The organism is Streptomyces sp. NPDC014864 (assembly GCF_043081525.1).
Lineage (GTDB): Bacteria > Actinomycetota > Actinomycetes > Streptomycetales > Streptomycetaceae > Streptomyces.
In genome coordinates this window covers 1-26,977 of record NZ_JBIBWT010000014.1, presented here as the reverse complement: position 1 = coordinate 26,977, position 26,977 = coordinate 1, and the positions used below count along the sequence as shown (strand labels likewise).

The 26,977-nt window shown below is 71.8% G+C and carries 23 protein-coding genes and 3 pseudogenes; 15 read left to right on the top strand and 11 right to left on the bottom strand.

Annotated elements, in window-relative coordinates; translation table 11 throughout:
• Positions 1 to 43 precede the first annotated feature (43 nt).
• From rbsD to ACF1A5_RS23970, 7 genes are all read right to left on the bottom strand, one after another.
• Positions 44 to 433 carry a D-ribose pyranase gene (rbsD, locus tag ACF1A5_RS24000; RefSeq protein WP_392194917.1) on the bottom strand — a complete coding sequence of 130 codons (390 nt, stop codon included), beginning with the start codon at positions 431 to 433 and terminating at the stop codon, positions 44 to 46.
• Positions 430 to 1,332 (bottom strand): ribokinase, encoded by a 903-nt coding sequence (locus ACF1A5_RS23995; RefSeq protein ID WP_392194916.1) that lies wholly within the window; start codon positions 1,330 to 1,332, stop codon positions 430 to 432. The genes rbsD and ACF1A5_RS23995 overlap by 4 nt, the downstream gene beginning before the upstream one ends.
• Positions 1,333 to 1,400: 68 nt before the next feature.
• Positions 1,401 to 3,353, bottom strand: a complete 1,953-nt coding sequence (locus ACF1A5_RS23990; protein ID WP_392194915.1) for a substrate-binding domain-containing protein — start codon at positions 3,351 to 3,353, stop codon at positions 1,401 to 1,403.
• The gene (locus tag ACF1A5_RS23985) at positions 3,343 to 4,920 is read right to left on the bottom strand and encodes a sugar ABC transporter ATP-binding protein (RefSeq protein WP_392194914.1); all 1,578 of its coding nucleotides are present in this window, start codon (positions 4,918 to 4,920) and stop codon (positions 3,343 to 3,345) included. Before ACF1A5_RS23985 ends, ACF1A5_RS23990 begins: the two co-directional genes overlap by 11 nt.
• Positions 4,917 to 5,963: a LacI family DNA-binding transcriptional regulator gene (locus ACF1A5_RS23980; RefSeq protein ID WP_392194913.1), complete on the bottom strand. Its 1,047-nt coding sequence runs from the start codon at positions 5,961 to 5,963 to the stop codon at positions 4,917 to 4,919. The genes ACF1A5_RS23985 and ACF1A5_RS23980 overlap by 4 nt, the downstream gene beginning before the upstream one ends.
• A gap of 194 nt (positions 5,964 to 6,157) precedes the next feature.
• Positions 6,158 to 6,400 (bottom strand): hypothetical protein, encoded by a 243-nt coding sequence (locus tag ACF1A5_RS23975; protein ID WP_392194912.1) that lies wholly within the window; start codon positions 6,398 to 6,400, stop codon positions 6,158 to 6,160.
• A gap of 40 nt (positions 6,401 to 6,440) precedes the next feature.
• Positions 6,441 to 7,349, bottom strand: a complete 909-nt coding sequence (locus ACF1A5_RS23970) for a hypothetical protein (RefSeq protein ID WP_392194911.1) — start codon at positions 7,347 to 7,349, stop codon at positions 6,441 to 6,443.
• A gap of 194 nt (positions 7,350 to 7,543) precedes the next feature.
• Between ACF1A5_RS23970 and ACF1A5_RS23965 the strand changes: the two genes are divergently transcribed.
• The 4 genes from ACF1A5_RS23965 to ACF1A5_RS23950 all read left to right on the top strand — a co-directional run bounded on the left by ACF1A5_RS23965 (position 7,544) and on the right by ACF1A5_RS23950 (position 12,401).
• Positions 7,544 to 8,380, top strand: a complete 837-nt coding sequence (locus ACF1A5_RS23965; protein ID WP_392194910.1) for a helix-turn-helix domain-containing protein — start codon at positions 7,544 to 7,546, stop codon at positions 8,378 to 8,380.
• An 8-nt stretch (positions 8,381 to 8,388) separates the two neighbouring features.
• The gene (locus ACF1A5_RS23960) at positions 8,389 to 8,574 is read left to right on the top strand and encodes a DUF397 domain-containing protein (RefSeq protein ID WP_392194909.1); all 186 of its coding nucleotides are present in this window, start codon (positions 8,389 to 8,391) and stop codon (positions 8,572 to 8,574) included.
• 44 nt (positions 8,575 to 8,618) lie between these two features.
• Positions 8,619 to 10,871 (top strand): ATP-dependent RecD-like DNA helicase, encoded by a 2,253-nt coding sequence (locus tag ACF1A5_RS23955; RefSeq protein WP_392194908.1) that lies wholly within the window; start codon positions 8,619 to 8,621, stop codon positions 10,869 to 10,871.
• 240 nt (positions 10,872 to 11,111) lie between these two features.
• A complete protein-coding gene (locus ACF1A5_RS23950; protein WP_356192495.1) occupies positions 11,112 to 12,401 on the top strand; it encodes a citrate synthase in 1,290 nt (429 codons plus the stop codon).
• Between the two features lie 625 nt (positions 12,402 to 13,026).
• Here the strand turns inward: ACF1A5_RS23950 and ACF1A5_RS23945 are convergent.
• The gene (locus ACF1A5_RS23945) at positions 13,027 to 13,266 is read right to left on the bottom strand and encodes a heavy-metal-associated domain-containing protein (RefSeq protein WP_392194907.1); all 240 of its coding nucleotides are present in this window, start codon (positions 13,264 to 13,266) and stop codon (positions 13,027 to 13,029) included.
• Between the two features lie 144 nt (positions 13,267 to 13,410).
• Here ACF1A5_RS23945 and ACF1A5_RS23940 point away from each other — a divergent pair, with 144 nt between their 5' ends.
• Complete coding sequence (locus ACF1A5_RS23940; protein WP_392194906.1) at positions 13,411 to 14,454, top strand: zinc-dependent alcohol dehydrogenase family protein; 1,044 nt, start codon at positions 13,411 to 13,413, stop codon at positions 14,452 to 14,454.
• A gap of 211 nt (positions 14,455 to 14,665) precedes the next feature.
• Here the strand turns inward: ACF1A5_RS23940 and ACF1A5_RS23935 are convergent, their stop codons facing one another.
• Complete coding sequence (locus ACF1A5_RS23935) at positions 14,666 to 14,866, bottom strand: helix-turn-helix transcriptional regulator (protein WP_392194905.1); 201 nt, start codon at positions 14,864 to 14,866, stop codon at positions 14,666 to 14,668.
• A gap of 334 nt (positions 14,867 to 15,200) precedes the next feature.
• On the opposite strand from ACF1A5_RS23935, the pseudogene ACF1A5_RS23930 reads away from it, so the two are divergent.
• The 4 genes and pseudogenes from ACF1A5_RS23930 to ACF1A5_RS23915 all read left to right on the top strand — a co-directional run.
• Positions 15,201 to 15,437: pseudogene (locus ACF1A5_RS23930) on the top strand (5-deoxy-glucuronate isomerase); the annotation flags it as partial.
• A 34-nt stretch (positions 15,438 to 15,471) separates the two neighbouring features.
• A pseudogene (locus tag ACF1A5_RS23925) lies at positions 15,472 to 15,663 on the top strand (hypothetical protein); the annotation flags it as partial.
• 14 nt (positions 15,664 to 15,677) lie between these two features.
• Positions 15,678 to 17,180 carry a CoA-acylating methylmalonate-semialdehyde dehydrogenase gene (mmsA, locus tag ACF1A5_RS23920; protein ID WP_392194904.1) on the top strand — a complete coding sequence of 501 codons (1,503 nt, stop codon included), beginning with the start codon at positions 15,678 to 15,680 and terminating at the stop codon, positions 17,178 to 17,180.
• Between the two features lie 378 nt (positions 17,181 to 17,558).
• Positions 17,559 to 18,956, top strand: coding sequence for an APC family permease (locus tag ACF1A5_RS23915; RefSeq protein ID WP_392194903.1), 1,398 nt, complete (start codon positions 17,559 to 17,561; stop codon positions 18,954 to 18,956).
• A 3-nt stretch (positions 18,957 to 18,959) separates the two neighbouring features.
• Here the strand turns inward: ACF1A5_RS23915 and ACF1A5_RS23910 are convergent, their stop codons facing one another.
• Positions 18,960 to 19,376, bottom strand: a complete 417-nt coding sequence (locus ACF1A5_RS23910; RefSeq protein ID WP_392194902.1) for a GNAT family N-acetyltransferase — start codon at positions 19,374 to 19,376, stop codon at positions 18,960 to 18,962.
• Positions 19,377 to 19,491: 115 nt separating this feature from the next.
• Between ACF1A5_RS23910 and ACF1A5_RS23905 the strand changes: the two genes are divergently transcribed.
• The 6 genes and pseudogenes from ACF1A5_RS23905 to ACF1A5_RS23880 all read left to right on the top strand — a co-directional run bounded on the left by ACF1A5_RS23905 (position 19,492) and on the right by ACF1A5_RS23880 (position 25,880).
• Complete coding sequence (locus tag ACF1A5_RS23905; RefSeq protein ID WP_392194901.1) at positions 19,492 to 22,152, top strand: alpha/beta fold hydrolase; 2,661 nt, start codon at positions 19,492 to 19,494, stop codon at positions 22,150 to 22,152.
• On the top strand, positions 22,149 to 23,057 hold the full coding sequence (locus ACF1A5_RS23900; protein WP_392194900.1) for an ABC transporter permease: 909 nt from the start codon (positions 22,149 to 22,151) through the stop codon (positions 23,055 to 23,057). Before ACF1A5_RS23905 ends, ACF1A5_RS23900 begins: the two co-directional genes overlap by 4 nt.
• Before the next feature lie 188 nt (positions 23,058 to 23,245).
• Positions 23,246 to 24,184, top strand: a pseudogene (locus tag ACF1A5_RS23895) (AMP-dependent synthetase/ligase); the annotation flags it as partial.
• 240 nt (positions 24,185 to 24,424) lie between these two features.
• Complete coding sequence (locus ACF1A5_RS23890; RefSeq protein ID WP_392194899.1) at positions 24,425 to 24,694, top strand: hypothetical protein; 270 nt, start codon at positions 24,425 to 24,427, stop codon at positions 24,692 to 24,694.
• 253 nt (positions 24,695 to 24,947) lie between these two features.
• Complete coding sequence (locus ACF1A5_RS23885; protein WP_392194898.1) at positions 24,948 to 25,175, top strand: chaplin; 228 nt, start codon at positions 24,948 to 24,950, stop codon at positions 25,173 to 25,175.
• Between the two features lie 114 nt (positions 25,176 to 25,289).
• Complete coding sequence (locus ACF1A5_RS23880; protein ID WP_392194897.1) at positions 25,290 to 25,880, top strand: chaplin; 591 nt, start codon at positions 25,290 to 25,292, stop codon at positions 25,878 to 25,880.
• Between the two features lie 414 nt (positions 25,881 to 26,294).
• On the opposite strand, the gene ACF1A5_RS23875 is transcribed toward ACF1A5_RS23880, so the two are convergent.
• Positions 26,295 to 26,717: a hypothetical protein gene (locus ACF1A5_RS23875; RefSeq protein WP_392194896.1), complete on the bottom strand. Its 423-nt coding sequence runs from the start codon at positions 26,715 to 26,717 to the stop codon at positions 26,295 to 26,297.
• Between the last annotated feature and the right edge of the window lie 260 nt (positions 26,718 to 26,977).

Sequence of the window (26,977 nt, the reverse complement as noted above, 5' to 3'; positions counted from 1 at the left end):
CCGCGCCTGCGCTCTCCCGGCACTTGATCGGCCGGTACAGGGCCTAGAAGAACACCCCGCACCGCAGCAGCACGTTCGCGTACGGCCGTGCCTCCCCGGTCCGTACGACCAGACGCGCGCCCGCCGACAGCTCCTTGAGCCGCTCGTGGGGGACGAGGGCGAGATCGGGGAAGTGCCCGTCCAGCAGCGCGGCCGCCGCCGGGTTGGCCCCGCGCACCTCCGCCGCCGCAGTCGCCCCCTCCACCACCAGCTCGGCCAGCAGCCCCTCCAGCACCTCGGCGAAGGACGGCACCCCGGCCCGGAACGCCAGGTCCACGACGCGCGGGCCGTCCGGCACCGGCATCCCCGCGTCGCACACCAGCACCCCGTCGCCGTGGCCCAGCTCGGCCAGCGCGCCGCACAGATGACGGTTCAGAATCCCGGCCTTCTTCATACGGCCGCGACCTCCGCCGCCGTCGGGAAGGACTCCTGCGCCCCCGGCCGGGTGACGGCGGCCGCCCCGACCCGGGCCGCGTAGGCGGCCGCCTCGGCCAGGGCCGCGCCCGCGCCCAGCTTCCAGGCCAGCGCGGCGGTGAACGCGTCGCCCGCGCCCGTGGTGTCCACGGCGTCCACCCGCACCGAGGGCACCCGCGTGACCTCCGCGGCGGACGCCACCAGCGCGCCCCGCGCGCCCAGCGTGACCACCACCGAGCGCGGGCCGTGCGCGAGCAGCGCCCGCGCCCAGTCCTCGGGCGCGTCACCGGCATCGTTGGAGCCCAGGATCACCTTGGCCTCGTGCTCGTTCACGATCAGCGGGTCGCACGCGGCGAGGAGCTCCCGCGGCAGCGCGCGCGGCGGCGACGGGTTCAGCACGAACCGGCTGCCGGGCGCCAGGTTCCGCACCACCTCCACGACCGTCTCCAGCGGGATCTCCAACTGCGCCGAGACCACCCGGGAGGACCGCAGGAGGCGGTCCGCCGACCGGACGTCCTCGGGAGTGAGCCGCCCGTTGGCGCCGGGGGAGACCACGATGCTGTTGTCCCCGGACGGGTCCACCGTGATCAGCGCGACCCCGGTCGGCGCCCCGCCGGCGAGCACGCCCGCCGTGTCGACCCCGGCCGCCCGCTGCGCGTCGAGCAGCAGCCGCCCGTGAGCGTCGTCGCCGACCCGGGCCAGCAGGGCCGTACGGGCTCCGAGCCGGGCGGCCGCGACGGCCTGGTTGGCGCCCTTGCCGCCCGGGTGGACGGCCAGGTCGGAGCCCAGCACGGTCTCCCCGGCGGCGGGCCGCCGCTCGACGCCGATCACCAGGTCGGCGTTGGCCGACCCCACGACCAGGAGGTCGTAGTCGTACATGAGTTGACTCCCCTGAGAGACGACGGGAGGCGGGCGGTCGCCGTGACCGCCCGCCGCCCGCCCGATGTTCAGCCGCTGAACCCGGCCACGTTCTGCTTCGTGACCACCTTGACCGGCACCTTCACCGTCGTGGCGACCTTCTTGCCCTGGGCGGCCCGCAGCGCGTTGTCCACCGCGATCCTGCCCAGCCGGCTCGGCTGCTGCGCCACCGACGCGTACAGCGTGCCGCCCTTGACCGCCGTCAGACCGTCCGGCGTGCCGTCGAACCCGACCACCTGGACCGACTTGCCGGCCTTCGCGCCCAGCGCCTTGACCGCGCCGAGCGCCATCTCGTCGTTGGCGGCGATGACACCCTGGACGTCCGGGTGTGCCTGGAGCAGGTTCGACATCACGTCGAGGCCCTTGGTGCGGTCGAAGTCGGCGGGCTGCTGGGCCACGACCTGGATGCCCGGGTAGTCCCTCAGGCCCTGGGCGAAGCCCGCGGCGCGCTCCCGGGCGGCCGAGGTGCCGGCCTGGCCCTGCAGGATCACGACCTTCCCCTTGCCGCCGAGCTTCTGGGCGATCGTCTTCGCGGCGAGTTCGCCGCCCGCGACGTTGTCGGACGCCACCAGCGCCTTCGTCGTCGCCTTGTTGACGCCCCGGTCGACCGCGATCACCGGGATCTTCGCCCGGACGGCGGTGCGGACCGACGGTCCCGCTGCGTCCGAGTCCACCGGGTTGACGATGATCGCGCCGAGGCCCGAGCTGGTGAAGTTCTGCAGCTGGTTGGCCTGCTGGGAGGCGTCGTTCTGCGCGTCCGTGACCGTCAGGTCCACGCCCAGCTTCTTCGCCTCGGCCTGCGCGCCTGCCCGGATCTGCACGAAGAACGGGTTGTTCAGCGTGGACAGCGACAGGCCCATCTTCGGCGCGGCGGTGGCGGCGGAGCCGGAGTGCAGCAGCGAGGTCGCGGCCACCACGGCCGCGGTGACCACGGCGGCCAGGCCGTACAGGACGGCCTGCCTGCCCTTTCCGCCCGGGGAGGTGCCGGCGGCGGCGGGGGTGGCCCCGGCCTTGCGCCGCACCGTGTCCAGCAGCACCGCCAGCGCGATCACGGCCCCGATGACGACCTGCTGCCAGAAGGCCGACACGGACAGCAGGTTGAGGCCGTTGCGCAGCACCGCCAGGATCAGCGCGCCGACCAGCGTGCCCGAGGCCTTGCCCGTGCCGCCGGCCAGCGAGGCGCCGCCGATGACGACCGCCGCGATCGCGTCCAGCTCGTAACCCTGCGCGGCCTGCGGCTGCGCGGAGGACAGCCGCGCGGCGAGCACGATGCCCGCGGCCGCGGCGAACAGCCCGGACAGGGCGTAGATCGCCAGCTTCTGCTTCTTGACCTTCAGACCCGAGAGCCGGGCCGCCTCCTCGTTGCCCCCGATCGCGTACATCGAGCGGCCGATGTACGTCCGGCCCAGCACGAACGCCGTGAGCAGGCCCATGACCACCATCACGAGCACCGGCACCGGCAGCCAGCCGCCGAGCGTGTCGCCGAGGTGCGAGACGGAGTCCGGCAGGGCGATCGGGGAGCCCTGCGAGATCACCAGGGACAGACCGCGGCCCACGGACAGCATGGCCAGCGTCGCGATGAACGGCGGCAGCTTCCCGTACGCGATCAGGAAGCCGTTGACCAGGCCGCAGACGATGCCGGTGGCGACGGCGAGGACGACCGCTAGCACCACGGGGACCCCGGCCGAGGTGGCGCTCCAGGCGAGCACGGTCGCCGACAGCGCTGCCACCGAACCGACCGACAGGTCGATGCCCGCGGAGACGATCACGAAGGTGACGCCGAAGGCGAGGATGGCGGTGACGGCCGCCTGGACGCCGATGTTGAGCAGGTTGTCCGTCGTCAGGAAGTCGCCGGACAGCGCCGACAGGGCTATGACGAGGACGACGAGCGCGGTGAGCGCGCCGTTGTCGAGCAGGACGCGGCGCAGGCCGCCCGAGGCGCCACCCGCGCCCGTCGTGCTCTTGAGCGTGTCAGTGGCCACGGGTGGCCTCCCGTCCGGTGGTAGGGGTGTGGGGGGACTTGCTGGAGTCGGGGGCACCGCCGGGCGTGTCCGACGTGCCGGGCGTGCCGACGGCGAGCGCCATCACGGCGTCCTGCGTGGCCTCGGCGGCGGGGAGTTCACCGGCGAGCCGGCCCTGCGCCATCACCAGCACCCGGTCGCTCATGCCGAGCACCTCGGGCAGATCGCTGGAGATCATCAGAACGGCGGCTCCGGCGGCCGTCAGCTCGTTGACGAGCTGGTAGATCTCGACCTTGGCGCCCACGTCGATGCCGCGCGTCGGCTCGTCGAGGATGAGCACCTTGGTGTCGGCCAGCAGCCACTTGCCGATGACGACCTTCTGCTGGTTGCCGCCGGACAGCGTCCGCACGTGCTGCCCGAGCCCGGCCATCCGCACCCCGAGCTGCCCGGCGATCCGCTCGGCCGCCGCGTGCTGCCCCTTGCGGTCGACGAGCCCGGCGCGGGTCGCCGAACGCAGGGTCACCAGGCCGAGGTTCTCCTCGACGGAGGCGTCCAGCACGAGCCCCTGGCCCTTGCGGTCCTCCGGCACCAGCCCGATGCCGGCGGCCATGGCCGCGCCCACGTCGTGGGGGCGCAGCGCGGCGCCGTCGACCCGCACCGCGCCCCGGTCGTAGGGGTCGGCCCCGAACACCGCCCGGACGACCTCGGTGCGCCCGGCGCCGACGAGCCCCGCGACACCGACGACCTCACCGGCGCGCACCTCGAAGCTGACGTCGTGGAAGACGCCGTCCCGGGTCAGTCCCTCGACGGTGAGCAGCGCGGATCCGGTCTCGGCGCGCTCGCGCGGGTACTGCTGCTCGATGGACCGTCCCACCATGAGCCGTACCAGCTCGTCCTCGGGGGTGGACGCGGGCACCTGGCCGACGCTCCTGCCGTCCCGGATGACCGTGACCCGGTCGCCGAGGGCGGCGATCTCCTCCAGGTGGTGGGTGATGAAGACGACGCCGACCCCGTCCGCGCGCAGCGCCCGCACGATCGTGAACAGCTTCTCCACCTCCTCGGAGGTGAGCACGGCGGTCGGCTCGTCCATGATCAGCACGCGCGCGTCCAGGCTGAGCGCCTTGGCGATCTCGACCATCTGCAGCCGGGCGATGCCGAGTTCGCGCACCCGCGCGCGCGGGGACACGTCGACGCCGACCCGCTCCAGCAGGACGGCGGCGTCCGCCTCCATCCGCTTCCGGTCGATCACCCCCAGCCGGCGTGGCTGGCGGCCCAGGAAGATGTTCTCGGCGACCGTCAGATCGGGCACCAGGTTGAACTCCTGGTAGATGGTGGCGATGCCGAGGCGCTCGGAGTCCGCGGCGCCCTGGATGCGCACCTCCTCACCGTCGACCAGGACACGTCCGGCGTCGGGGGTGTAGGCGCCGGAGAGCATCTTGATGAGGGTGCTCTTGCCCGCGCCGTTCTCACCGAGCAGTACGTGCACCTCGCCGCGGCGCAGATCGAAGTCGACGCCGTCGAGCGCGACCACGCCGGGAAAGGTCTTCCGTATGCCTTCGATGCGCAGCAACTCGTCCGGGTTGCTCACGGAGTTCTCCTTTGCAGGGGGGAGAGCCGCGCAGCGGGGGCCTGCGCGGCGGCCCGCTCGCCGCACGAGCGGCGGACGACGAGCCGGGCGGGGAGGGTGACGGACCGGGGAGGCCGCCCCTCGATGCGGTCCACCAGCGCGCGCACGGCGGCGCGCCCCAGCTCGCCCGTGGGCTGGGCGATCGCGGTGATCGGCGGGTCGGTGTGCACGAACCAGCGGATGTCGTCGAACGCGGCCAGCGCGATGTCGTCGGGCACTCGCAGTCCGCGCGCGCGGAGGGCGTCCAGCGCGCCGAGCGCCATCAGGTTGTCGGCGGCGAAGACGACCTCGGGCCGCTCGGGCAGGTCGAGGAAGCCCTCGGTGACCCGGCGGCCGCTCTCGGCCTGGAAGTCGCCCTGGCCTATGTAGGCGTCCGGGAGCGGGATGCCGTAGGCGGCCAGGGCCTCGCGGAAGGCGTCGACGCGCTCGCGGCCGGTGGTGGTGGCCGCCGGGCCCGCGATGATGGCGAGCCTGCGGTGCCCCAGCCGGTGCAGATGTGCGACGAGGTCCCGGACGGCGGCCCGGCCGTCGGAGCGGACCACGGGCACGTCCACCCCCTCGATCCACCGGTCGACGAACACCATCGGCGTCCCCGCGCGGGCGGCGTCCAGCATCAGCGGGGAGCCGCCGTCGGTGGGGGAGACCAGCAGGCCGTCGATCCGGCGGTCCAGGAGGGTCCGTACGTGGTGGTCCTGGAGGTCGGGGCGCTCGTCGGCGTTGCCGATGATCACGCTGTAGCCGAGGGCGCGGGCCTCCTCCTCCACCGAGCGGGCCAGTTCGGTGAAGTACGGGTTCAGCACGTCGCTGATGACCAGGCCGAGGGTGCGGGTCTGGTCGGTGCGCAGGGAACGGGCGACGGCGTTGGGGCGGTAGCCCAGCGACTGGACGGCCGCCAGCACGCGCGCGCGGGCGTCGGCGCTGACCGACGGGTGCTCGTTCAGGACGCGCGAGACAGTGGCGACCGATAGACCCGCCTCGGCGGCGACGTCCTTGATGCTCGCCATCGCCGATCCACCTCCTTGTGGAATCGATTACACGGAGGATTGGAATCGATTACACACGCGCGGGCAAGGGTGTGTTGCCGAATCGTGATACGCGGCGGTTGGCGCGGTGGCCTTCCTGCGGGGGCTCGCCGGCCGAGGTCGCGGCGCGCCCGCCGGGCGCCCGCTGAACGGCGGGCGGCCCGGCGGGCGAACGCTCACTCCTCGGTGAACGGCTCCTGTGCGGCGGTGGCGTGCAGGGCCCTCCGGGCCAAGATCTCGAGACGGTCGAGGTCGGTGCAGGCTTCGACCCGCTCGCGGACGTCTTGCGGCACCGGGATGCCGCGCCACTCGAGGATGCGGAGAACCATTTCGGCCCGGGCCTCTGCCCTGCCCTGCTCCCGCCCTTCTTCCCGTACCTGTTCGGCCAGCGGGTGGCGCCAGAAGTACTGAGTCGCCATCAGCTCCGTCCCGCCGCCTCTGCTTCGCCCGGGCGTCCGCTCACTCCTCGGTGAACAGTCCCTGTGCGGCGGTGGCGTGTACGGCCCGCTGGGCCCAGGTCTCCAGCTGGTCGAGGTCGGTGCAGGCTTCGACCCGCTCGCGGACGTCTTGCGGCACCGGGATGTCGCGCCACTCGAGGATGCGCAGGATCATCCCGCGGCGATCCTCGATGCGGCCTTCCTCCCTGCCTTCCTCCCGGCCCTCTTCCCTGCCTTCCTCGCGTACCTGTTCGGCCAGCGGGTGGCGCCAGAAGTACTGAATCGCCGTCATCAGGTCCCTCCACATCTGCTTCGCCTGGGAGTCGGCCAGGCATGAATCGACGAACTGCACGAAGACCGCGGCGCTGTCGGGGTCGATGGTCCGCAGGGCGGATGCCAGGGACTCCAGTATTGCCGGAGCCTGCGGGCCACGCCCGTGTGTCATCGCCGAGAGAACCGCAAGAGGTACGTCGTGTTCGGCCTGCCGCTCGTCCGCGATGACCGGCACGTTGTCCGGGCCCAGCACCAGAGGCCGGACGGTCAGCGAATGCCAGCCGGGGAAGCCGAGCCGGATCGGCCGCGACGCCCAGCGCGCCGTGGCACTGCTCTGCGTGATGACTATGAGCACCGGCTCACACCGGTACTTCTCGTACAAGTAGGCCAGGTAGTAGGGCCAGCTGCCCCGCTTGCGCTCGTCTGTCTTTCCCTGGGACTCGACCACGAGCAGGTAGGTGCCCTCGTCCGTCTCCGCCCGTAACAGCGTGTCCACGCGACGCTCGACCGGTTCGATCTCGGTGAGGTCCACGTTCAGCGCGGCGATCTCCCTCGGCTCGGGAAATGGCACGTGCAGCACCTTCTGCAGTGCTCTCGTCAGCAGCGCCGGGTCCTTCTGGAAGATCCGGTGCAGTGCCTCGTGCGACGAGCCGACCATCAGCTCTCCTTTCCGTACGACGTGATCAACGAGCTAGGCCGCCGCAAGTTCGCACCACACGTACTTCCCCCGGTCCCCGAAGCGCGCCGACGGGTGCCAGCCGCAGAAGTCCGCGCACGCCTTCACCAGGCCCAGCCCCCTTCCGCCCTCCGCCTCCGCGAGTCGCGCCTGCAGCGCGTCAGGAGGGCCGGTAGATGGTGAAGAGGCGTGAGCCCACAGCACGCCAAATGCGATTGGCCACTGAGCTGCGCAGGCTCCGCGAGGCCGCGGGCCTCAGCTCCCGTCAGGCGGCCGCGCTGCTCGGTGTCGGAGCCGCACAGATCACCCATATCGAGTCGGCGCTCGCGGGTGTGAGCGAGCAGCGAGTCCGTCGCCTCGCCTCTCACTACGCCTGCACGGACCAGGAGTTCGTGGCCGCCCTGGTGGCGGTGGCCACTGATCGGACGCGCGGCTGGTGGGAGGAGTACCGGGGTCTGCTGCCCACGTCCTTCCTGGACTTGTCGGAGTTGGAGCATCACGCGCGGTTCCTACGGCACGTGGCGATCCTTTACGTGCCGGGCCTGCTGCAGACCGAGGACTATGCGCGTGCCGTCTTCGAGTCGAGGCTGCCGGAACTGACCGGCGAAGAGATCGAGTTGCGCATCCAGCACCGAAAGGCGCGCCAGGACTTCGCCGTCCCGTACGAAGCCGTGATTCATGAGGCGGCACTCAGGATCAGAGTCAGCGACCGTGTCACGGCAAGGGCTCAACTCACCCGGCTCCTCGAATTGTCCGAAGCGGACCACATCACCGTGCGCGTCATCCCCATGGACCTGGACGGCTTCGCCACAGCGTCGAGCACGATGACCTATGTCGGTGGCCCCCTGTCCAAGTTGGACACAGTCGTGCGCGACGCGCCTCATGGCTCACTCCTCATCGACGCCGAGGCACAGCTCACCACCTATCGAACGCGCTTCCATAGAGTGGAGACCGCATCACTTGACCCCGACCGGTCGCGCGACTTCATCCACAATCTGACGAGAGAGCTGTGAGGCACCCGATGGACTACTGGCGGAAGTCGTCCTACTCCGGCGAGGGCGACGGCAACGAATGCGTCGAGATCGCGAACCGTCCCGCCCACATAGCCGTCCGCGACTCGAAGGTCCCCGCCCGAGCCACCCTCACCTTCCCGGCTCCCGCCTTCACCGCCTTCCTCGAAGACCTCAAGAGGCGGCCCCGCCCGTAGGGCGGACCGTGCCCGTTGTCGGACCTCCCGGGTACCGTCGGATCATGGCTCAACAGGCGGGGAGCGACACGGGCGAACGGCGGCTCGCCGTGGTCGAAGGCGTGCTGGAGCGGATCACCTACGCCAACGAGGAGAACGGGTACACGGTCGCCCGCGTCGACACCGGCCGCGGCGGCGGTGACCTCCTCACGGTCGTGGGTGCGCTGCTGGGCGCCCAGGTCGGCGAGTCCCTGCGCATGGAGGGCCGTTGGGGATCGCACCCCCAGTACGGCCGGCAGTTCCAGTGCGAGAACTACACGACCGTCCTGCCGGCCACCGTCCAGGGCATCCGGCGCTACCTCGGCTCCGGCCTGGTCAAGGGCATCGGCCCGGTCTTCGCCGACCGCATCACCCAGCACTTCGGCCTGGACACCCTGAAGATCATCGAGGAGGAGCCCAAGCGGCTGATCGAGGTTCCCGGCCTCGGCCCCAAGCGCACCAGGAAGATCGCCGACGCCTGGGAGGAGCAGAAGGCGATCAAGGAGGTCATGCTCTTCCTCCAGACCGTCGAGGTGTCGACGTCGATCGCGGTGCGCATCTACAAGAAGTACGGCGACGCCTCGATCTCGGTGGTGCGGAACCAGCCGTACCGGCTGGCGACGGACGTCTGGGGCATCGGCTTCCTCACCGCCGACCGGATCGCGCGGTCCGTCGGCATCCCGCACGACAGCCCGGAGCGCGTCAAGGCGGGCCTGCAGTACGCGCTGTCGCAGTCCACCGACCAGGGCCACTGCTTCCTCCCCGAGGAGCGGCTGATCGCGGACGCGGTCAAGCTCCTCCAGGTCGACACCGGCCTCGTCATCGAGTGCCTCGCCGAGCTCGCGGAGCCCGCCGAGGAGGGCGCCGACCCCGGAGTCGTACGGGAGAAGGTGCCCGGCCCGGACGGCGGGGACCCGGTGACGGCGGTCTACCTCGTCCCCTTCCACCGCGCCGAGCTCTCCCTGGCCGCCCAGGTGCTGCGCCTGCTGCGCACGGACGCCGACCGGATGCCGTCCTTCCGGCAGGTGGACTGGGACCGGGCGCTGGGCTGGCTGCGCGGCCGCACCGGGGCCGAGCTGGCGCCCGAGCAGGAGGCGGCGGTGCGGCTGGCGCTCACCGAGAAGGTGGCCGTGCTGACCGGCGGCCCCGGCTGCGGCAAGTCCTTCACCGTGCGCTCGATCGTGGAGCTGGCCCGGGCCAGGAAGGCCAAGGTGGTGCTGGCCGCGCCCACCGGCCGGGCCGCCAAGCGGCTGGCCGAGCTGACCGGCGCCGAGGCGTCCACCGTCCACCGCCTGCTGGAGCTCAAGCCCGGCGGGGACGCGGCGTACGACAGGGACCGCCCGCTGGACGCCGACCTGGTGGTCGTGGACGAGGCGTCGATGCTGGACCTGCTGCTGGCCAACAAGCTGGTCAAGGCGGTGCCCCCGGGCGCCCATCTGCTCTTCGTCGGGGACGTGGACCAGTTGCCCAGCGTCGGCGCCGGCGAGGTCCTGCGGGATCTGCTGGCCGAGGGCGGCCCGGTCCCCGCCGTCCGCCTCACACGCGTGTTCCGGCAGGCCCAGCAGTCCGGCGTGGTGACCAACGCGCACCGGATCAACGCGGGGCAGCACCCGGTCACCGACGGCATGAAGGACTTCTTCCTGTTCGTCGAGGACGACACCGAGGAGGCCGGCCGGCTCACCGTGGACGTGGCGGCGCGGCGGATCCCGGCCCGGTTCGGGCTGGATCCGCGCCGGGACGTGCAGGTCCTCGCGCCCATGCACCGCGGCCCGGCGGGCGCCGGCACCCTCAACGGCCTGCTCCAGCAGGCCGTCACGCCGGGCCGGCCCGACCTCCCGGAGAAGCGGTTCGGCGGCCGGGTCTTCCGCGTCGGAGACAAGGTCACCCAGGTCCGCAACAATTACGAGAAGGGGAGGAACGGTGTCTTCAACGGCACCGTGGGCGTGGTCACCTCGCTCGACCCGGTCGACCAGCGCCTGACGGTGCTGACGGACGAGGACGAGGAGGTGGCCTACGAGTTCGACGAACTGGACGAGCTGGCCCACGCGTACGCGGTGACCATTCACCGCTCCCAGGGGAGTGAATACCCCGCCGTGGTGATCCCCGTCACCACGGGTGCTTGGATGATGCTGCAACGCAACCTGCTGTACACGGCGGTGACCCGGGCCAAGAAGCTCGTCGTCCTCGTCGGTTCCCGCAAGGCGATCGGACAGGCGGTCCGCACGGTGTCGGCGGGGCGGCGCTGCACGGCACTCGACCTCCGGCTCGAACGGGCCTGAACGGCCCGAACAGGCCGTCTGAGCCCCGCATCCCAAAAAATGATCGATCAAACGAGTCGCGAAGGTCACACAGCACTTCCCGTGACCGGATCGAGCGGGCAGGATGAGCAGGTTGGCGGCACTGAGTGCCGCCAATAGGCCCAATGGTCGACCCCGAGTGCACTCTCCTGAGCCAAATGGGGGATGGTAGAGACAGTCAGGGCACCTCGAAGATGAGGCACTACGTCGGTGAGGGAAGACGTGAGCGACAACTCTGTAGTACTGCGGTACGACGGCAGCGAGTACACCTACCCGGTGATCGACAGCACCGTCGGCGACAAGGGCTTCGACATCGGGAAGCTGCGCGCCCAGACCGGTCTGGTGACCCTGGACAGCGGGTACGGCAACACGGCCGCCTACAAATCCGCCGTCACCTACCTCGACGGTGAGCAGGGCATCCTCCGCTACCGCGGCTACCCGATCGAGCAGTTGGCGGAGCGCTCCACCTTCCTGGAGGTGGCCTACCTGCTGATCAACGGTGAGCTGCCGACCGTCGACGAGCTCACCACCTTCAAGAACGACATCACGCAGCACACCCTGCTGCACGAGGACGTCAAGAACTTCTACAAGGGCTTCCCGCGCGACGCCCACCCGATGGCGATGCTGTCGTCCGTCGTCTCGGCGCTGTCCACCTTCTACCAGGACAGCCACAACCCGTTCGACGAGAAGCAGCGCAACCTCTCGACCATCCGTCTGCTCGCCAAGCTTCCGACGATCGCCGCGTACGCCTACAAGAAGTCGATCGGTCACCCGTTCGTCTACCCGCGCAACGACCTCGGCTACGTCGAGAACTTCCTGCGCATGACCTTCTCGGTGCCGGCCCAGGAGTACGACCTCGACCCGGTCGTCGTCTCGGCGCTCGACAAGCTGCTGATCCTGCACGCGGACCACGAGCAGAACTGCTCGACCTCCACGGTCCGCCTGGTCGGCTCCTCGCAGGCCAACATGTTCGCGTCGATCTCGGCCGGCATCAACGCCCTGTGGGGCCCGCTGCACGGCGGTGCCAACCAGTCCGTCCTGGAGATGCTGGAGGGCATCCGCGACTCCGGGAACGACGTCGACACCTTCATCCGCAAGGTGAAGAACAAGGAGGACGGCGTCCGCCTGATGGGCTTCGGCCACCGGGTCTACAAGAACTTCGACCCCCGCGCCAAGATCATCAAGGCCGCCGCGCACGACGTGCTCTCGGCCCTGGGCAAGGATGACGAGCTCCTCGACATCGCCCTGAAGCTGGAGGAGCACGCCCTCTCCGACGACTACTTCGTCGAGCGCAAGCTCTACCCGAACGTCGACTTCTACACCGGTCTGATCTACCGGGCCATGGGCTTCCCGACCGAGATGTTCACGGTCCTGTTCGCCCTCGGCCGCCTGCCGGGCTGGATCGCCCAGTGGCACGAGATGATCAAGGAGCCGGGCTCCCGCATCGGCCGCCCGCGCCAGATCTACACGGGTGTGGTCGAGCGCGACTTCGTCCCGGTCGAGGAGCGCTAGACCTCAGGCGCACTGCGGGCAAGCGGAAGGCGCCCTGGCGCCGGTCCCCCCACGGGCCGGCGTCCAGGGCGCCTTCCCATGTCCCGGTGCGGATTCCCCCCACGGGATCCGGCCGGGCGCCTATGAGGCCAGCGCCTGAAATCGCTGTGTGAGCAGAACGAGCAGAAGTCGTCGTGCTCCCGCACTTCCGTACGGTCGTGCCATTGTGCTGTCGTACTGCTGTGCGATCTGCCGGGACGCGCACGCGCGGGAGGGCCGCTCAAAGCTTCCCGGTGTACGTGCCCCGGCAACGCTCCCCCAAGCTCTCAACGTCGTGCGAGCAGGGAGGTACCCCCAACTGAGGAAGTCCCCCAAGACATCCTCAGATGTCAGCCAACGCCCCCCAAGACGCTGTCTGACATCGCCAACTTAGACCTTCGAACCCCTTCGATGGTTACGTTCGCGTCACTGTGATCTGCATCTCTTGCATCTGTCCCTTTGATACGCAAGGGCCCCGATACGGCGATCGGGGCTCCAGCGTAAGGAAGATGCGCGAGCCTTGTGAAGAGCTTATGTGAGGCGCGCGCCCGACTCTAGAGGGACTCTTACTTCCGCCGCAGTGAAATCGCCTCGGCCGGAGCGCGGTTCAGGCCTTGCCGGCGAGTTCGAAGCCCGCCTCGTCGACGGCGGCGCGCACGGCCTCCTCGTCGAGCGGCGCCGCCGAGACGACCGTGACCTCGCCGGTCGAGGCGACGGCCTTCACCGAGCTGACGCCGGGCAGCTCCGAGAGCTCGGCGGAGACGGACCCCTCGCAGTGTCCGCAGCTCATCCCGCTCACCTGGTAGACGGCGGTGACGGTGTCCGGGGTGCCGGTGTGGACGGTCATGGCGTTGCTCCTTGTCGAGGCGGGCGAAACCGGTGTGGCCAACGAGGGGAAGTATACCCCTAGGGGGTATGAAGTCGCGGCGCCCCGCCGGGCGGCGGCTACCGTTCCGCCGGAGATCCCGGCGGAAGAACGGCGAGGCGACGGATGCGGGCTGTGGTGTTCGAACGGTACGGAGAGCCGGCCGAGGTGCGCGAGGTGGCCGACCCGCGGCCCGCGGAGCGCGGGGTCGTGGTGCGGGTCGAGGCGACCGGCCTGTGCCGCAGCGACTGGCACGGATGGATGGGCCACGACCCCGGCATCACGCTCCCGCACGTGCCGGGCCACGAACTCGCGGGGGTGGTCGAGGCGGTGGGCCCCCGGGTGACCCGATGGCGGCCCGGCGACCGGGTCACCGTCCCCTTCGTCTGCGCCTGCGGCACCTGCCCCGCCTGCGCGGCCGGGGACCAGCAGGTGTGCGAGCGGCAGACCCAGCCCGGCTTCACCCACTGGGGCTCCTTCGCCCAGTACGTCGCGCTCGACCACGCCGACGTCAACCTGGTCGCCGTGCCCGAGGCGCTCTCCTTCGCGACGGCGGCCTCGCTCGGCTGCCGGTTCGCCACCGCGTTCCGCGCGGTGGTGCGGCAGGGCCGGGTCGCGCCCGGCGAATGGGTCGCCGTGCACGGCTGCGGAGGCGTCGGCCTGTCGGCGGTGATGATCGCGGCGGCCGCGGGGGCCCGGGTCGTGGCGGTCGACGTGTCGCCGAAGGCGCTGGAACTGGCGCGGACGTTCGGCGCGGCCGCGTGCGTGGACGCGGCGGCCGGGCCCGACACGGCCGAGCGGATCCGCGAGGTGACCGGCGGCGGCGCCCACCTCTCCCTCGACGCGCTCGGATCCGCGGCCACCTGCGCGGCCTCCGTGAACGGACTGCGCCGCCGGGGCCGCCACGTCCAGGTCGGCCTGCTCCCCTCCGCGACGGGCACGACCCCGGTGCCGATGGCCCGCGCGGTCGCCCTGGAACTGGAACTGCTCGGCAGCCACGGCATGGCCGCGCACGCCTACCCCGAGATGCTGCGCCTGGTCGAGGCCGGCGTACTGCGCCCCGACCTGCTGGTGACGGCGACCGTCCCGCTCGCGGCGGCTCCCGCCGCGCTGGCGGCGATGGGGACGGCGCCGGGTTCCGGGGTGACGGTCGTCGAGCCGTGGAACTGACTCGTCGGGCCGTGGAACTGACTCGTCGGGCCGTGGAACTGACTCGTCGGGCCGTGGGACCGACTCATCGGGCCGTGGAACTGACTCATCGGCCCGGGGGACCGACTCGTCGAGCAGTGGGACGGGCTCACCGGGTCGTGGGCCCGACGTGACGGTGCCCCACCCGTGCGTGGGGCACCGTCACGTCGGGCCGCGGGAGAGGAGGGGCGGGTCAGCCACCTCCACGGCTGCGGTTGCGGGGCCGGGAGGCGACCCAGGTCCGGACCGTGTCGGCGTACCAGTAGGGCTTGCCGCTCTCCACGTGGTCGGGCGGGGGCAGCAGGCCGTGCTTGCGGTAGGACCGCACTGTGTCCGGCTGCACCTTGATGTGCGCCGCGATCTCCTTGTACGACCAGAGCCTTTGGTCGGTCATGCGTGGCACCTCCCCGCGCCGCGGCGGAGGCCGGGTGGGCCGTCGGGGGAGCCGGGCGCTGTGCTGGCGATCACAAAGCCTGTGTTCCGAGAACGACCCACGTCGGGAGCGGCAAGTGCCTGTCGAGGGGGTGTGACGGACAACCCGCGTACATGCGACATGTGTGACACGGGCGAGGTCTTTGTGACGGAACCGATGCACAGGACACCCGTGACCCGAGGGGTGACGGGACGGTGGACAGCAGGAGAATGTCTGGTCCGAATGTCCGGACAAAACATTGACAGGGTTCCGTGCCCGGCACTACAACCGGGGGAGGCGACGCGAAAGGGAGCCGATGGCGTACGACCTCGTCACCGGAGGCGGAGCGGGGTGGACCCGTGTCCCCCGCCCGGAGACGGGGGAGCAGCACATCCCGGGCCGTGCGGGCGTGTCCGGCGGGGCCGCCCGCCCCGTCCCCGCGCGTTGCGCCACCCGGGTACAGATCGCCTCCGGCGCGGGAGGCCGCTTCGCCCTGGCAGGAGCGAAGTGCGAGCGTCGACTCCCCGCCCGCCACGGCCCCGCGCCGGAGGTTCTTCCCACGGACACCGTCGAGGTCCGCTCGCCACGCCGAGGCCCCGGGGGCGCACACTCCCACATGTGTCTACGCGGGGACCGAAACCGCAGACACAGTGTCGGGCGCGCCCTCGCCGCCGGACTGGTGGGATGGACCTGTGACCGCGGCCGCGACCCGATCGTCGGCGGCCGGGGCGCATGAGCCGTACGCACGGCACGTCTCGACCCGACGCCGCCACTCGTGAAGGAGTTACCGGGCATGACGAAGATCGTCAACCACTGGATCGGCGGGAAGACCGTCGAAGGCGCCTCGGGTACGTACGGGCCGGTCACCGACCCGGCGACCGGCGAGGTCACCACCAAGGTCGCCTTCGCGACGGCCGACGAGGTGGACGCGGCGGTCGCCGCCGCCAAGGACGCGTTCGCCGCCTGGGGCCTGTCCTCGCTGGCCCAGCGCACCTCGATCCTCTTCAAGTTCCGCGCGCTGCTCGACGCGCACCGCGACGAGATCGCCGAGCTGATCACCGCCGAGCACGGCAAGGTGCACTCCGACGCGCTCGGCGAGGTCGCCCGCGGCCTGGAGATCGTCGACCTCGCCTGCGGTATCACCGTGCAGCTCAAGGGTGAGCTGTCCACGCAGGTCGCCAGCCGTGTCGACGTGGCCTCGATCCGGCAGCCGCTGGGGGTGGTCGCGGGCATCACGCCGTTCAACTTCCCGGCGATGGTCCCGATGTGGATGTTCCCGATCGCCATCGCCTGCGGCAACACCTTCGTGCTGAAGCCGAGCGAGAAGGACCCCTCCGCCTCCCTGAAGCTCGCCGAGCTGCTGGCCGAGGCGGGCCTGCCGGACGGCGTGTTCAACGTCGTGCACGGCGACAAGGTGGCGGTGGACCGCCTCCTGGAGCACCCGGACGTCAAGGCCGTGTCCTTCGTCGGCTCCACCCCGATCGCCCGCTACATCCACACCACCGCCTCCGCCAACGGCAAGCGGGTCCAGGCCCTCGGCGGCGCCAAGAACCACATGCTCGTGCTGCCGGACGCCGACCTGGACGCGGCCGCCGACGCCGCCGTCTCGGCCGCCTACGGCTCCGCGGGCGAGCGCTGCATGGCCATCTCCGCGGTCGTCGCGGTCGGCGCCGTCGGCGACGAGCTGGTGGAGAAGATCCGCGAGCGTGCCGAGAAGATCAAGATCGGCCCCGGCACCGACCCGGCCTCCGAGATGGGCCCGCTGATCACCAAGGTCCACCGCGACAAGGTGGCGTCCTACGTCGAGGGCGCGGCGGCCGAGGGCGCCGAGGTGGTGCTCGACGGCACCGGCTTCACGGTGGACGGCTTCGAGGACGGCCACTGGATCGGCATCTCGCTGCTCGACAAGGTGCCGACCACCGCCAAGGCGTACCAGGACGAGATCTTCGGCCCGGTGCTGTGCGTGCTGCGCGTGAACACCTACGAGGAGGGCGTGGCACTCATCAACGGCTCGCCGTTCGGCAACGGCACCGCGATCTTCACCCGGGACGGCGGTGCCGCCCGCCGCTTCCAGCTGGAGATCGAGGCCGGCATGGTCGGCGTGAACGTCCCGATCCCGGTGCCGGTGGGCTACCACTCCTTCGGCGGCTGGAAGGACTCCCTCTTCGGCGACCACCACATCTACGGCAACGACGGGACGCACTTCTACACCCGCGGCAAGGTGGTCACCACCCGCTGGCCGGACCCCGCCGAGGCCCCCACAGGCGTGGACCTCGGGTTCCCGCGCAACCACTGAGTCTCACCGAACGCCGTTGTCAGGCCGTCCGTTATGCGGACGGCCTGACATTTTTTTTGCCCCCCGCGCTGCGGATGTCGTGTGCGGAGGACGAAAAGGGCGACGCAGGCCACGTGTACTGATGACCTTGGAAAGCAAGGTCAGGTTCTCAAAAGGCTTGCTGAATGCCCTACTGTGCTCTCGGCGCCTGGGAAAGTGATGTGATCTCAGGCGATCAACGAGTGCGGATTCCGTAGGTAAACGGCCATTGACGTGGCGGTTTTCGTCGGGGTTCCATTCAGCGCCGGGAGCGGACGACAGTACGTAGGACCGAAGCCGCCGGAGGCGATAACGCTCCCGAAGCCCTCATCTGCTGCACGAGTCGATCGGAACCGCCGCATGACCGACACGCTCCGCCCTGTCGAGAACGCCGTCCCACAGGCGACAGACAGCCCCCAGACGCTCAAGCGCTCCATCGGGGTGGTCGGCGGCACGCTCCTCACCCTCTCCTGCGTGACGCCGGCCTCCACGCTGTTCGTGGTCGTCCCGGACCTGTTCGGATCCCTCGGCACCGCCACCGCCCTGACGATCGCCATCGGCTCCCTCCTCTGCATCGCCGTGGCGTTCTGCTACTCGGAGCTGGGCACCCTCATTCCCAGCGCGGGCGGCGAGTACGCCATGGTGTCGACGATGGCCGGACGGCTTGCGGGCTGGCTGGTCTTCGTCCTGTCGCTGCTGGTCGTGATGATCGTGCCGCCCGTGATCGCCATCGGTACGGCGGACTACCTGGCCCCGATCGTGCACCTCGACGCGTCCTGGACCGGCGCCGGCGTGATGCTGCTGGCCACCCTCGCCGGTCTGCTGGACCTGCGCGCCAACGCCTGGATCACCGGCGTCTTCCTGGTCCTCGAAGTGATCGCCGCCGGTGTCGTGGCCCTGCTGGGCTTCGCCCACAGCCACCGCGGGGTGGGCAGCCTCGTCTCGATGCAGGTGGCCGGCACCGACGGCCACACGGACACCGTGACGGCCATGCTGATCGTCTCCGGCCTCGCCATCGCGCTCTTCGTCACCCAGGGCTTCTCGACGGCCGTCTACCTCTCCGAGGAGCTCGAGCACCCGCGCCGCAACGTGGCCCGCACGGTGCTCGCCACCCTCGCCATCTCCACCGTGATCATCCTGGTGCCGGTCGTCGCCATCACCATGGGCGCCTCCGACGTCAAGGAGCTCACCGGCGGCGACCTCAGCGGCATGGTGACCGCCTGGTCCAACTCCGCCGTCGGCACCTTCGTCAGCCTCTGCGTGGCCCTCGCGATCATCAACGCGGGCATCGTCATGGTCATCCAGAACTCCCGCGTCCTGTTCGCCTCCGCCCGCGACAAGGCCTGGCCCGAGCCGGTCAACAACGTCTTCGCCAAGCTCGGCCGGTTCGGCTCCCCATGGGTCTCCACGCTCGCGGTGGGCGTGCCCGGGGCGGCCCTGTGCTTCGTCAACCTGGACACCCTCTACGGCGTCACGAGCGTGTCGGTGACCGGCATGTACCTGCTCGTCGCGGTCGCCGCGCTGCTCGCCCGCAGGGGCTCGCACAAGCACACGCCCGCCTGGCGGATGCCGCTGTGGCCCGTGATGCCCGTCCTGCTGATCGCCGTCCTGACGTACGTCCTCAGCCAGCAGGAGACCAGCTACCTGCTGTGGACCGGCGGCATCACCGCCGTCGCCACCCTGTACTGGGCCTTCTACCTCCGCCCGCGCCGCCACACCCGCTGGCTGGTGTCCGTCCCGGAGGACGCGCGGGCCTGACCCTCAGGCGAGGTCCCAGGTCATCACCGAGCACGATCCGTCGTCCTTGCCCCCCGCACTGCGGTAGGCGGCAAGGGCGACGTCGTTTCCGGCGTCGACCAGGACCCACATGCCGTGGCAGCCCGCCTCCCGGCCCAGCGCGGCGAGCCGCCCGATCAGCGCCCGCGCGATCCCCCGCCGCCGGTACGGCTCGGCGACCGCCAACTCGTACAGGAGCATGTCGGCGCCCTTGTCCGGATGCACCGTCTCCACGCCGGACACGAAGCCGACGGGCGCCTTCGCGTCGTCCGCGTACGCGAGGAGGAGATGGTGCCCGGCGGCGGTCAGGAAGCGCTCGGCCCCGTCCGGACGGACCGGATTGTCGAACAGGTGCTCGGCGGCGGCCAGTTCGGCGACGGTGGCGGCCCTTCGAATCTCCATGCGCCTTCGTACCACGGCCGCAGTACGCCGCCGCAGGCCCGTACTCCCCCGGGAGGGCACCGGGTTCGGCCCGGCGGGCGCTTCGGATGTCGGTGGTGGCCCGTACCGTGGACGCATGGATCTTCGACTGCCCGCACCGCGGGGCCTGCTGCGGGGACCCCGGCGCCTGCTGGCCGCCGGGGCCGCCGTCGCGGTGCTCGCCGGTGCCGGCGCGTGGACGGCGGCCGCCTCCGACGGGCCGGCCCCGGTGCACCGCGCCGACCGGGTCGTGGACATGGGCGGCGGAGTGCGCGTCGACACCTCGTACTTCACCTCCGGCGGCACCGCCCGCCGCCCCGCCGTCCTTCTCGCGCACGGCTTCGGCGGCAGCAAGGACGACGTGCGGCAGCAGGCCCAGGGCCTGGCCCGGGACGGGTACGCGGTGCTGACCTGGTCCGCCCGCGGCTTCGGCCGCTCCACGGGGAAGATCGGGCTGAACGACCCCGGGGGCGAGGTCGCCGACGTCTCCCGGCTCGTCGACTGGCTGGCGAAGCAGCCCCAGGTCCGGCTCGACGCGCCCGGCGACCCGCGCGTGGGCGTGGCCGGCGCCTCCTACGGCGGTGCGGTGTCGCTGCTCGCCGCGGGGCACGACCGCCGGGTGGACGCCATCGCCCCGGCGATCACGTACTGGAACCTCGCGGACGCCCTGTTCCCGAACGGCGTCTTCAAGAAGCTGTGGGCGGGCGTCTTCGTGAACTCCGGCGGCGGATGCGCCAGGTTCCGGCCCGAGCTGTGCCGGATGTACCAGCGGGTCGCCGAGTCCGGCAGACCGGACGCCGAGGCCCGCCGGATGCTCGAGGAGCGTTCGCCCTCCGCCGTCGGCGACCGCATCAAGGTGCCGACGCTGCTGGTGCAGGGCCAGTCCGACTCCCTCTTCCCGCTCGGCCAGGCCGACGCGGCCGCCCGGGCGATCCGCGCCAACGGCGCCCCGGTCGACGTCGACTGGATCGCGGGCGGTCACGACGGCGGCGACCTGGAGACCGGCCGCGTCCAGACGCGGGTGCGGGCCTGGTTCGACCGGTACCTCAAGGGCGACCGGGGCGCCGACACCGGCCCCGCCTTCCGCGTGACCCGCACCGGAGGCGTCGACTCCACCGACGGCGCGGCCCGCCTGCGCGGCGCGAGCGGCAGCGCGTACCCGGGGCTGGCGGGCGGACGGCGTCCGGTCGCGCTCACCGGCGGTGAGCAGCGCTTGGAGAACCCGGCCGGGGCGAACCCGCCCGCCGTCTCCGCCCTGCCCGGACTCGGCGGCTCCGGTGGCCTGGCCCAGCTGTCCTCGCTCGGCGTCGGCGTGTCCCTGGACTTCCCGGGCCAGCACGCGCGGTTCGACTCCGCCCCCGTCCGCGACGACCTGCGCATCACCGGCTCGCCGACGGTGCGTGTCCGGGTCGGGTCGACGAGCGCGGACGCGGTGCTCTTCGCCAAGCTCTACGACGTCGGCCCGGGCGGCGGGCGGCCCGTGCTGCCCTCCCAGCTGGTGGACCCGGTGCGGGTCGAGGGCGCCCGGGCGGGCAGGGACGTGACGCTCACCCTCCCGGCGATCGACCACGAGGTGCAGAAGGGCCACCGGCTCCGCCTGGTCCTCGCCTCCACCGACCTCGGCTACGCGTCCCCGCTCTCCCCGGCGACGTACACCGTCTCCCTCCGGAGCGACCTGGAGGTACCGACGGCGGCCGGTGTGACCAGCGCGGCGGCTCCGCTGCCCGCCTGGGTGTGGTGGCTGCCGCTCGCGGGCGCGGTCGTCGCGCTCGCGCTACTGGCGACGGCCCGCCGCCGCACGGCCGCCCCCGCCCCCGCCCCCGACCCGGAGTCGGCCCCCGAGGTCCCGCTCCGGATCACCGGCCTGAGCAAGCGGTACGCGAAGTCGGCGGACCGGTACGCGGTCAGGGACCTGTCCTTCCGCGTGCAGAAGGGCCAGGTGCTCGGCCTGCTCGGACCGAACGGAGCGGGCAAGACCACCACCCTGCGCATGCTGATGGGCCTGATCACCCCGGACGACGGCGAGATCCGCGTCTTCGGCCACGCCGTGCGGCCCGGCGCACCGGTGCTGTCGCGGGTCGGCGCGTTCGTGGAGGGCGCGGGCTTCCTGCCCCACCTGTCCGGGCGGGAGAACCTGGAGCTGTACTGGCGGGCCACCGGCCGCCCGCGGGAGGACGCCCACCTGGAGGAGGCCCTGGAGATCGCGGGCCTCGGCGACGCCCTGGCCCGCGCGGTGCGCACCTACTCCCAGGGGATGCGCCAGCGCCTCGCCATCGCCCAGGCCATGCTCGGCCTGCCGGACCTGCTCATCCTGGACGAGCCGACCAACGGCCTGGACCCGCCCCAGATCCGCCAGATGCGCGAGGTGATGATCCGGTACGCGGCCGCCGGCCGGACGGTGATCGTCTCCAGCCATCTGCTCGCGGAGGTCGAGCAGTCCTGCACGCACCTGGTGGTGATGGACCGCGGCCGGCTGGTCCAGGCCGGCCCGGTCGGCGAGATCGTCGGCTCCGGGGACACCCTGCTCGTCGGCACCGGCACGCCCGTGGACGAGCCCGTCGCGGAGAAGGTGGCCGCGCTGCCCGGCGTGGTCTCGGCGGTCCGGACGGAGGACGGGCTGCTGGTCCGGCTGGAACCGGGCGGCACGGCCGAGCGCCTCGTCGCGGAGCTGGTCCGGCTGGAGGTGCCCGTCGCCTCCGTGGGCCCGCACCGCCGCCTGGAGGACGCCTTCCTCACCCTGATCGGAGGTACCGCATGAGCACGCTCGCCGATCACGCCGACCGCACCGGTCGCCCGGAGCGCGGTGAGCCCACCGGGCCGCAGGAGACCGCCTCCGGCTACCGGGCCGGCCGCACCCTGCCGCTGAGGGTGGAGCTGGTGCGGCAGCTGAAGCGGCGCCGCACCCTCGTCATGGCCGGGATCCTGGCCGCGCTGCCCTTCGTGCTGTCCGTCGCCTTCGCCATCGGCGGCGACCCGGGCGGCCGCAACGACCGGGTGACCCTGATGGACACCGCCACCGCGTCCGGCGCCAACTTCGCCGCGGTGAACCTGTTCGTGTCGGCGGGCTTCCTGCTGGTCGTCCCGGTGGCGCTGTTCTGCGGGGACACGGTGGCCTCGGAGGCGAGCTGGTCCTCCCTGCGCTATCTGCTCGCCGCGCCCGTGCCGCGGGCGCGGCTGCTGTGGTCGAAGCTGGTGGTGGGGCTCGGGCTGAGCCTGGCGGCGATGGTGCTGCTGCCGGTGGTGGCGCTCGCCGTGGGCACGGTGGCCTACGGCTGGGGCCCGCTGCAGATACCCACCGGCGGCGCGCTGGACACGGCCACCGCGACCGGGCGGCTGGTGGTCGTCGTCGGGTACGTCTTCGTCTCCCAACTGGTCACGGCCGCGCTCGCGTTCTGGCTGTCGACCAGGACCGACGCCCCGCTCGGCGCGGTCGGCGGCGCGGTCGGCCTGACCATCGTGGGCAATGTGCTGGACGCCGTCACGGCGCTCGGCCACTGGCGCGACTTCCTGCCCGCGCACTGGCAGTTCGCCTGGGCCGACGCCGTGCAGCCGCACCCGGAGTGGTCCGGCATGATCCAGGGCACGGCGCTCTCCGTCGGCTACGCGCTCGTCCTGTTCGCCCTGGCCTTCCGCTCCTTCGCCCGCAAGGACGTCGTGTCATAGGGCGCCGGGACGGCGTCCCTCCGCCGTGCGCGGCCCATTGACCTTTCCTTACGCGTGAGTAAGTTGACCTCCCCGTAAGTACGTACGGCAGCAGTTCAGTTCCAGCCGCGACCGGGAGCCGTCATGGGCGTACGCAGGGATCTGAAACGGGCACGACGGCGCGCCGACCTGGCGGCGCGCACCGAGTGATCGGCCGGGGCGCGTCGTTCGAGCGGGCCCACCGCGTCGGGGTGCGCTTCGGGGAGGCGTACCTGCGGAAGTTCCTCGGCACCGGCAAGGGCCCGGGGCCCGGCCTGTACGCGGCCTGGGCGCTGTACGACCTGCTGGTCTACCGGCGCGTCCGCAAGGAGCTCGGCGGCCGGTTGCGCTACGCGATCAGCGGCGGCTCCCCGCTCGACCGCGACCTCAACCTCTTCTTCCTCGCCGCCGGCATCGTCGTTTACGAGGGCTACGGCCTGACCGAGACGACGGCCGCGGCCACCATCGTCCCTCCGCTGCGTCCCCGCCCCGGCACGCTCGGGCTCCCGGTCCCCGGCACGGCGGTCCGCATCGCCGACGACGGCGAGGTGCTCGTCAAGGGCCCGGTGGTCTTCGGCTCGTACCTGAACAACCCGGCGGCCACGGAGGCGGTGCTCGACGACGGCAGGTTCGCCACCGGGGACCTCGGTTCCCTCGACGACGAGGGCCACCTCGCCATCACCGGCCGCAAGAAGGACATCCTCGTCACCTCCGGCGGCAAGAACGTCTCCCCGGCGGTCCTGGAGGACCGGCTGCGCAGCCGGCCGCCGGTCGGGCAGTGCCTCGTCGTCGGCGACAACCGCCCCTTCGTCGCCGCCCTGATCACCCTCGACCCGGAGTCGGTCGCGCACTGGCTCTCGGTCCGCAGGCTGCCCGCCGGCACCCCCATGTCCGAGGTCGTCCGGGACCCGCGGATGCGTGCCGACGTCCAGAAGGCCGTGGACCACGCCAACCGGGCCGTCTCCCGCGCCGAGTCGATCCGCGCCTTCACCCTGGTCGAGGGCGAGTTCAGCGAGGAGAACGGGCTGCTCACCCCGTCCCTGAAGGTCAAACGGCACGCGGCGCTGACGGCGTACGCGCGGGAGATCGAGGCGCTCTACTCCCGCTGAACCGGGCCGCGGTCGCCGAACCGGCCGCGTTCTGGTCAACTGCGCGGATCCTGCGTGGCTTCCGCCGTTCGCCCCCCGGCCGGTGGAGGTCGCGGGCTGGTTGTGTGTTTTCCCGACTCCGTGATTTTCCGGCGTTCCGAGGGGCGTGCGGGCCAACCGGGTGAACCCCCGAAACCAAACCCCGGATGCCGTGTTGAACGAGGCGTAGGGCATGCGTCGCCACGAGGAAAGGAACGCGAAGTGCTCAGGAAGGCAATGGTCGCCGCCGCGGCCGCCGCTTCTGTCGTCGGAATGGCGGTGGCGGCCGCTCCATCGGCGCTCGCCGTCGGCCACGACAACGGACCGGCGGTGACGAACGGCACCGGCGCCACGTCGTCGTTCGGTAACTCGGCGGCGAACGCAAACCTGGGCCCGCAGCTCTCACCGGTTCAGGGAACAACGCGGGACAGCGCGCTGTCCCAAGCCCTGGAGAAGCTGTCGGTCCTGTCGGCCAACGGCGAGCAGGGCTGAGCCGATTGAGACCGGCCTGGGCCGACCGCCGCTGCTTTCGCGGGCTTCCCGGGCCTTTTCCGAAAAAGTGTTTTCGGCACTCCGGTCGAGAGTGAAACGTGTGACGGACGGACGCGATCGAGTGAATAGCCCGCCGCGTTACGTTCCATCAGATCCTATGTCGTACAACCCTCGTTCAGTGCTGCGAATTTCCAGGTCGTGCTCATCCGGTTCCGGCCGGAATGGGGGCACGACCCCGAAGAAGGGAACATTCATGAAGAAGAGCTTCGCCGTCGTCACGGGCACCATCATGGCCCTGGGCATGGCCGCCCCCGCTTTCGCCGACGCCGGTGCCAACGGTTCCGCGGCCAACTCCCCGGGTGTCCTCTCGGGCAACGTCATCCAGGTTCCCGTGCACGTCCCGGCCAACGTGTGCGGCAACACGGTCGACGTCATCGCCCTGCTGAACCCCGCGTTCGGCAACGCCTGCGTCAACGACTGACCTCGTCACGCACCAGCCGTCCCGGCTGTGCCGCAGCCGGCCTTGGACCGACTCACCCGGCCAAGGCCGGCTTTCCCACTTCTCCACGTTCTTCAAGCAGGAAGATCAACGATAGTGCGACAGACCCTGAGCAGGGGAGTGTTCGTGGCGGCCGCCGCGACGAGCGTGCTGTCCCTGTACGCCAACCCCGCCCTGGCGGACACGTTCGCGAACGGCAGCTCCTCGGGCTCGCCGGGCGTCCTGTCCGGCAACACCGTGCAGGCCCCCATCGATGTGCCGGTGAACGCCTGCGGCAACACCGTCGACGTGGTCGCGGGCCTGAACCCGGCGTTCGGCAACTCGTGCGCCGGCCAGGCGAACGCGACGGCCACGACGGACACGCCCACCCCGTCCACCCCGCCGGTCCGCAGTACCCCGGAACCCGGCTCCGGCGACGAGCAGCCGCCCGCCGGGGATTACCACACGCTGCCCGCTCCGACCGACAAGCACTCGACTCCTCCGGGATACGGCGAGCCGGAGCCCGGTCCGACGTTTCCGCCCCCGCGCGGCGCGTCCATGCCTCCGGCCGAGCACATGCAGCCGCACGCGCCCGAGCTGGCCCAGACCGGCGCCGGCGCCCTGCTGGCCACCTCGGCCGCCAGCGCGGCCCTCATCGCGGGCGGCGCGGTCCTCTACCGCCGCGCCCGCTCCACCGCGCGCCGCTAGGCAGCGTCTCACCCGGCCAGGCCGTGGGCCCCGGGTGCCGGCCCCGCACGATCCGGCACCCGGGGCCCACAGCCATGTCCGCAAGCGTGCGGCCCCCGGGCGCACCGGGAGGGCGGCTCGTCCAGCACCCCCGGCACCTCGGGGCGCGTCGGGGGCATGCGCGGCAGCAGCGAGAGGGCGGCCAGGACGGCCAGGAGCGGCGGGTGGCGCCGCGACTCGGTCAGGGTCGGGGCGCCCAGCAGGGCGGCGGTGCCGTTGGCGACGAGCAGCGGCAATGGCGGGGCCGGCCGCGGCGGGCGCCGGTCCACGGGCAGCCGGAGTACGGCGGGATCGCCGCGCGCCGGGACGACCGAGGCGGCCGCGCATCCCTGGTCCAGTGGCTGATCGCCGGGGGAGGGGAGGGTGCTTCCCCGGTCACGATCGGGTGGACTCCATGTACTCGACGGGCGCGGGGCGCCTGCTGATCCGGGCCGCCGCCCCGGCGCCGGCGCCTCTGCTGGGGGGACGGCCGTGTCCGGTCCCGGGGGCCTTCGCGCGGCCGGCCGCCCGGAATCGGCGCCCCGGCGGCGGGACGCGGGGCGCCGAGCAGCTCGCGGTAGACGTCCGCGACGACTCGGCGGCGCGCCGTACGTCGTGGGTGGACAGCACGCGCCGGCGTCCGCGGAGACCGAGCGACTCGCGCAGCGGCGGGTCCAGCATCAGCCCGGCGAGGGCCGCGGCCGCCGCCTGCCGCCCGAACCACGCCGCGCGCCGCCTGGTCCCGCCCGGGAACCCGGCGGCGAGCCCGGCCGTCGAGCTGTGCGCGTGCACCGGACCGGGGCGCACCGAGCGGACCACCCGGGCCAGATTCCCTAAACCCGAGCGGGCGACGGACCCGGCGCCCCCGTGGCCTCCCACGGCCGTACGTCCGCACCGACCATGGGCGCGGATTTCCTTGCTCACGACAGCACTTCGTACGGGCGGGGACGTGTCTCACTTCCGGGCGTACGCGGCGGATTGGGCCTAGGTGTTCTGTCCACGGAGGTTGGTGACGCAGGTCTCGGCTGAGAGATCTTGAAATGGGTGAGGGCCCTCTGGCCTGGTGTGGATTGCGACAT

Coding starts and splice junctions, on each gene's coding strand:
- rbsD (WP_392194917.1), bottom strand. CDS start 433: ATGAAGAAGGCCGGGATTCTGAACCGTCATCTGTGCGGCGCGCTGGCC.
- ACF1A5_RS23995 (WP_392194916.1), bottom strand. CDS start 1,332: ATGTACGACTACGACCTCCTGGTCGTGGGGTCGGCCAACGCCGACCTG.
- ACF1A5_RS23980 (WP_392194913.1), bottom strand. CDS start 5,963: ATGGCGAGCATCAAGGACGTCGCCGCCGAGGCGGGTCTATCGGTCGCC.
- ACF1A5_RS23975 (WP_392194912.1), bottom strand. CDS start 6,400: ATGGCGACTCAGTACTTCTGGCGCCACCCGCTGGCCGAACAGGTACGG.
- ACF1A5_RS23970 (WP_392194911.1), bottom strand. CDS start 7,349: ATGGTCGGCTCGTCGCACGAGGCACTGCACCGGATCTTCCAGAAGGAC.
- ACF1A5_RS23965 (WP_392194910.1), top strand. CDS start 7,544: ATGGTGAAGAGGCGTGAGCCCACAGCACGCCAAATGCGATTGGCCACT.
- ACF1A5_RS23960 (WP_392194909.1), top strand. CDS start 8,389: ATGGACTACTGGCGGAAGTCGTCCTACTCCGGCGAGGGCGACGGCAAC.
- ACF1A5_RS23955 (WP_392194908.1), top strand. CDS start 8,619: ATGGCTCAACAGGCGGGGAGCGACACGGGCGAACGGCGGCTCGCCGTG.
- ACF1A5_RS23945 (WP_392194907.1), bottom strand. CDS start 13,266: ATGACCGTCCACACCGGCACCCCGGACACCGTCACCGCCGTCTACCAG.
- ACF1A5_RS23940 (WP_392194906.1), top strand. CDS start 13,411: ATGCGGGCTGTGGTGTTCGAACGGTACGGAGAGCCGGCCGAGGTGCGC.
- ACF1A5_RS23935 (WP_392194905.1), bottom strand. CDS start 14,866: ATGACCGACCAAAGGCTCTGGTCGTACAAGGAGATCGCGGCGCACATC.
- mmsA (WP_392194904.1), top strand. CDS start 15,678: ATGACGAAGATCGTCAACCACTGGATCGGCGGGAAGACCGTCGAAGGC.
- ACF1A5_RS23915 (WP_392194903.1), top strand. CDS start 17,559: ATGACCGACACGCTCCGCCCTGTCGAGAACGCCGTCCCACAGGCGACA.
- ACF1A5_RS23910 (WP_392194902.1), bottom strand. CDS start 19,376: ATGGAGATTCGAAGGGCCGCCACCGTCGCCGAACTGGCCGCCGCCGAG.
- ACF1A5_RS23905 (WP_392194901.1), top strand. CDS start 19,492: ATGGATCTTCGACTGCCCGCACCGCGGGGCCTGCTGCGGGGACCCCGG.
- ACF1A5_RS23900 (WP_392194900.1), top strand. CDS start 22,149: ATGAGCACGCTCGCCGATCACGCCGACCGCACCGGTCGCCCGGAGCGC.
- ACF1A5_RS23885 (WP_392194898.1), top strand. CDS start 24,948: ATGAAGAAGAGCTTCGCCGTCGTCACGGGCACCATCATGGCCCTGGGC.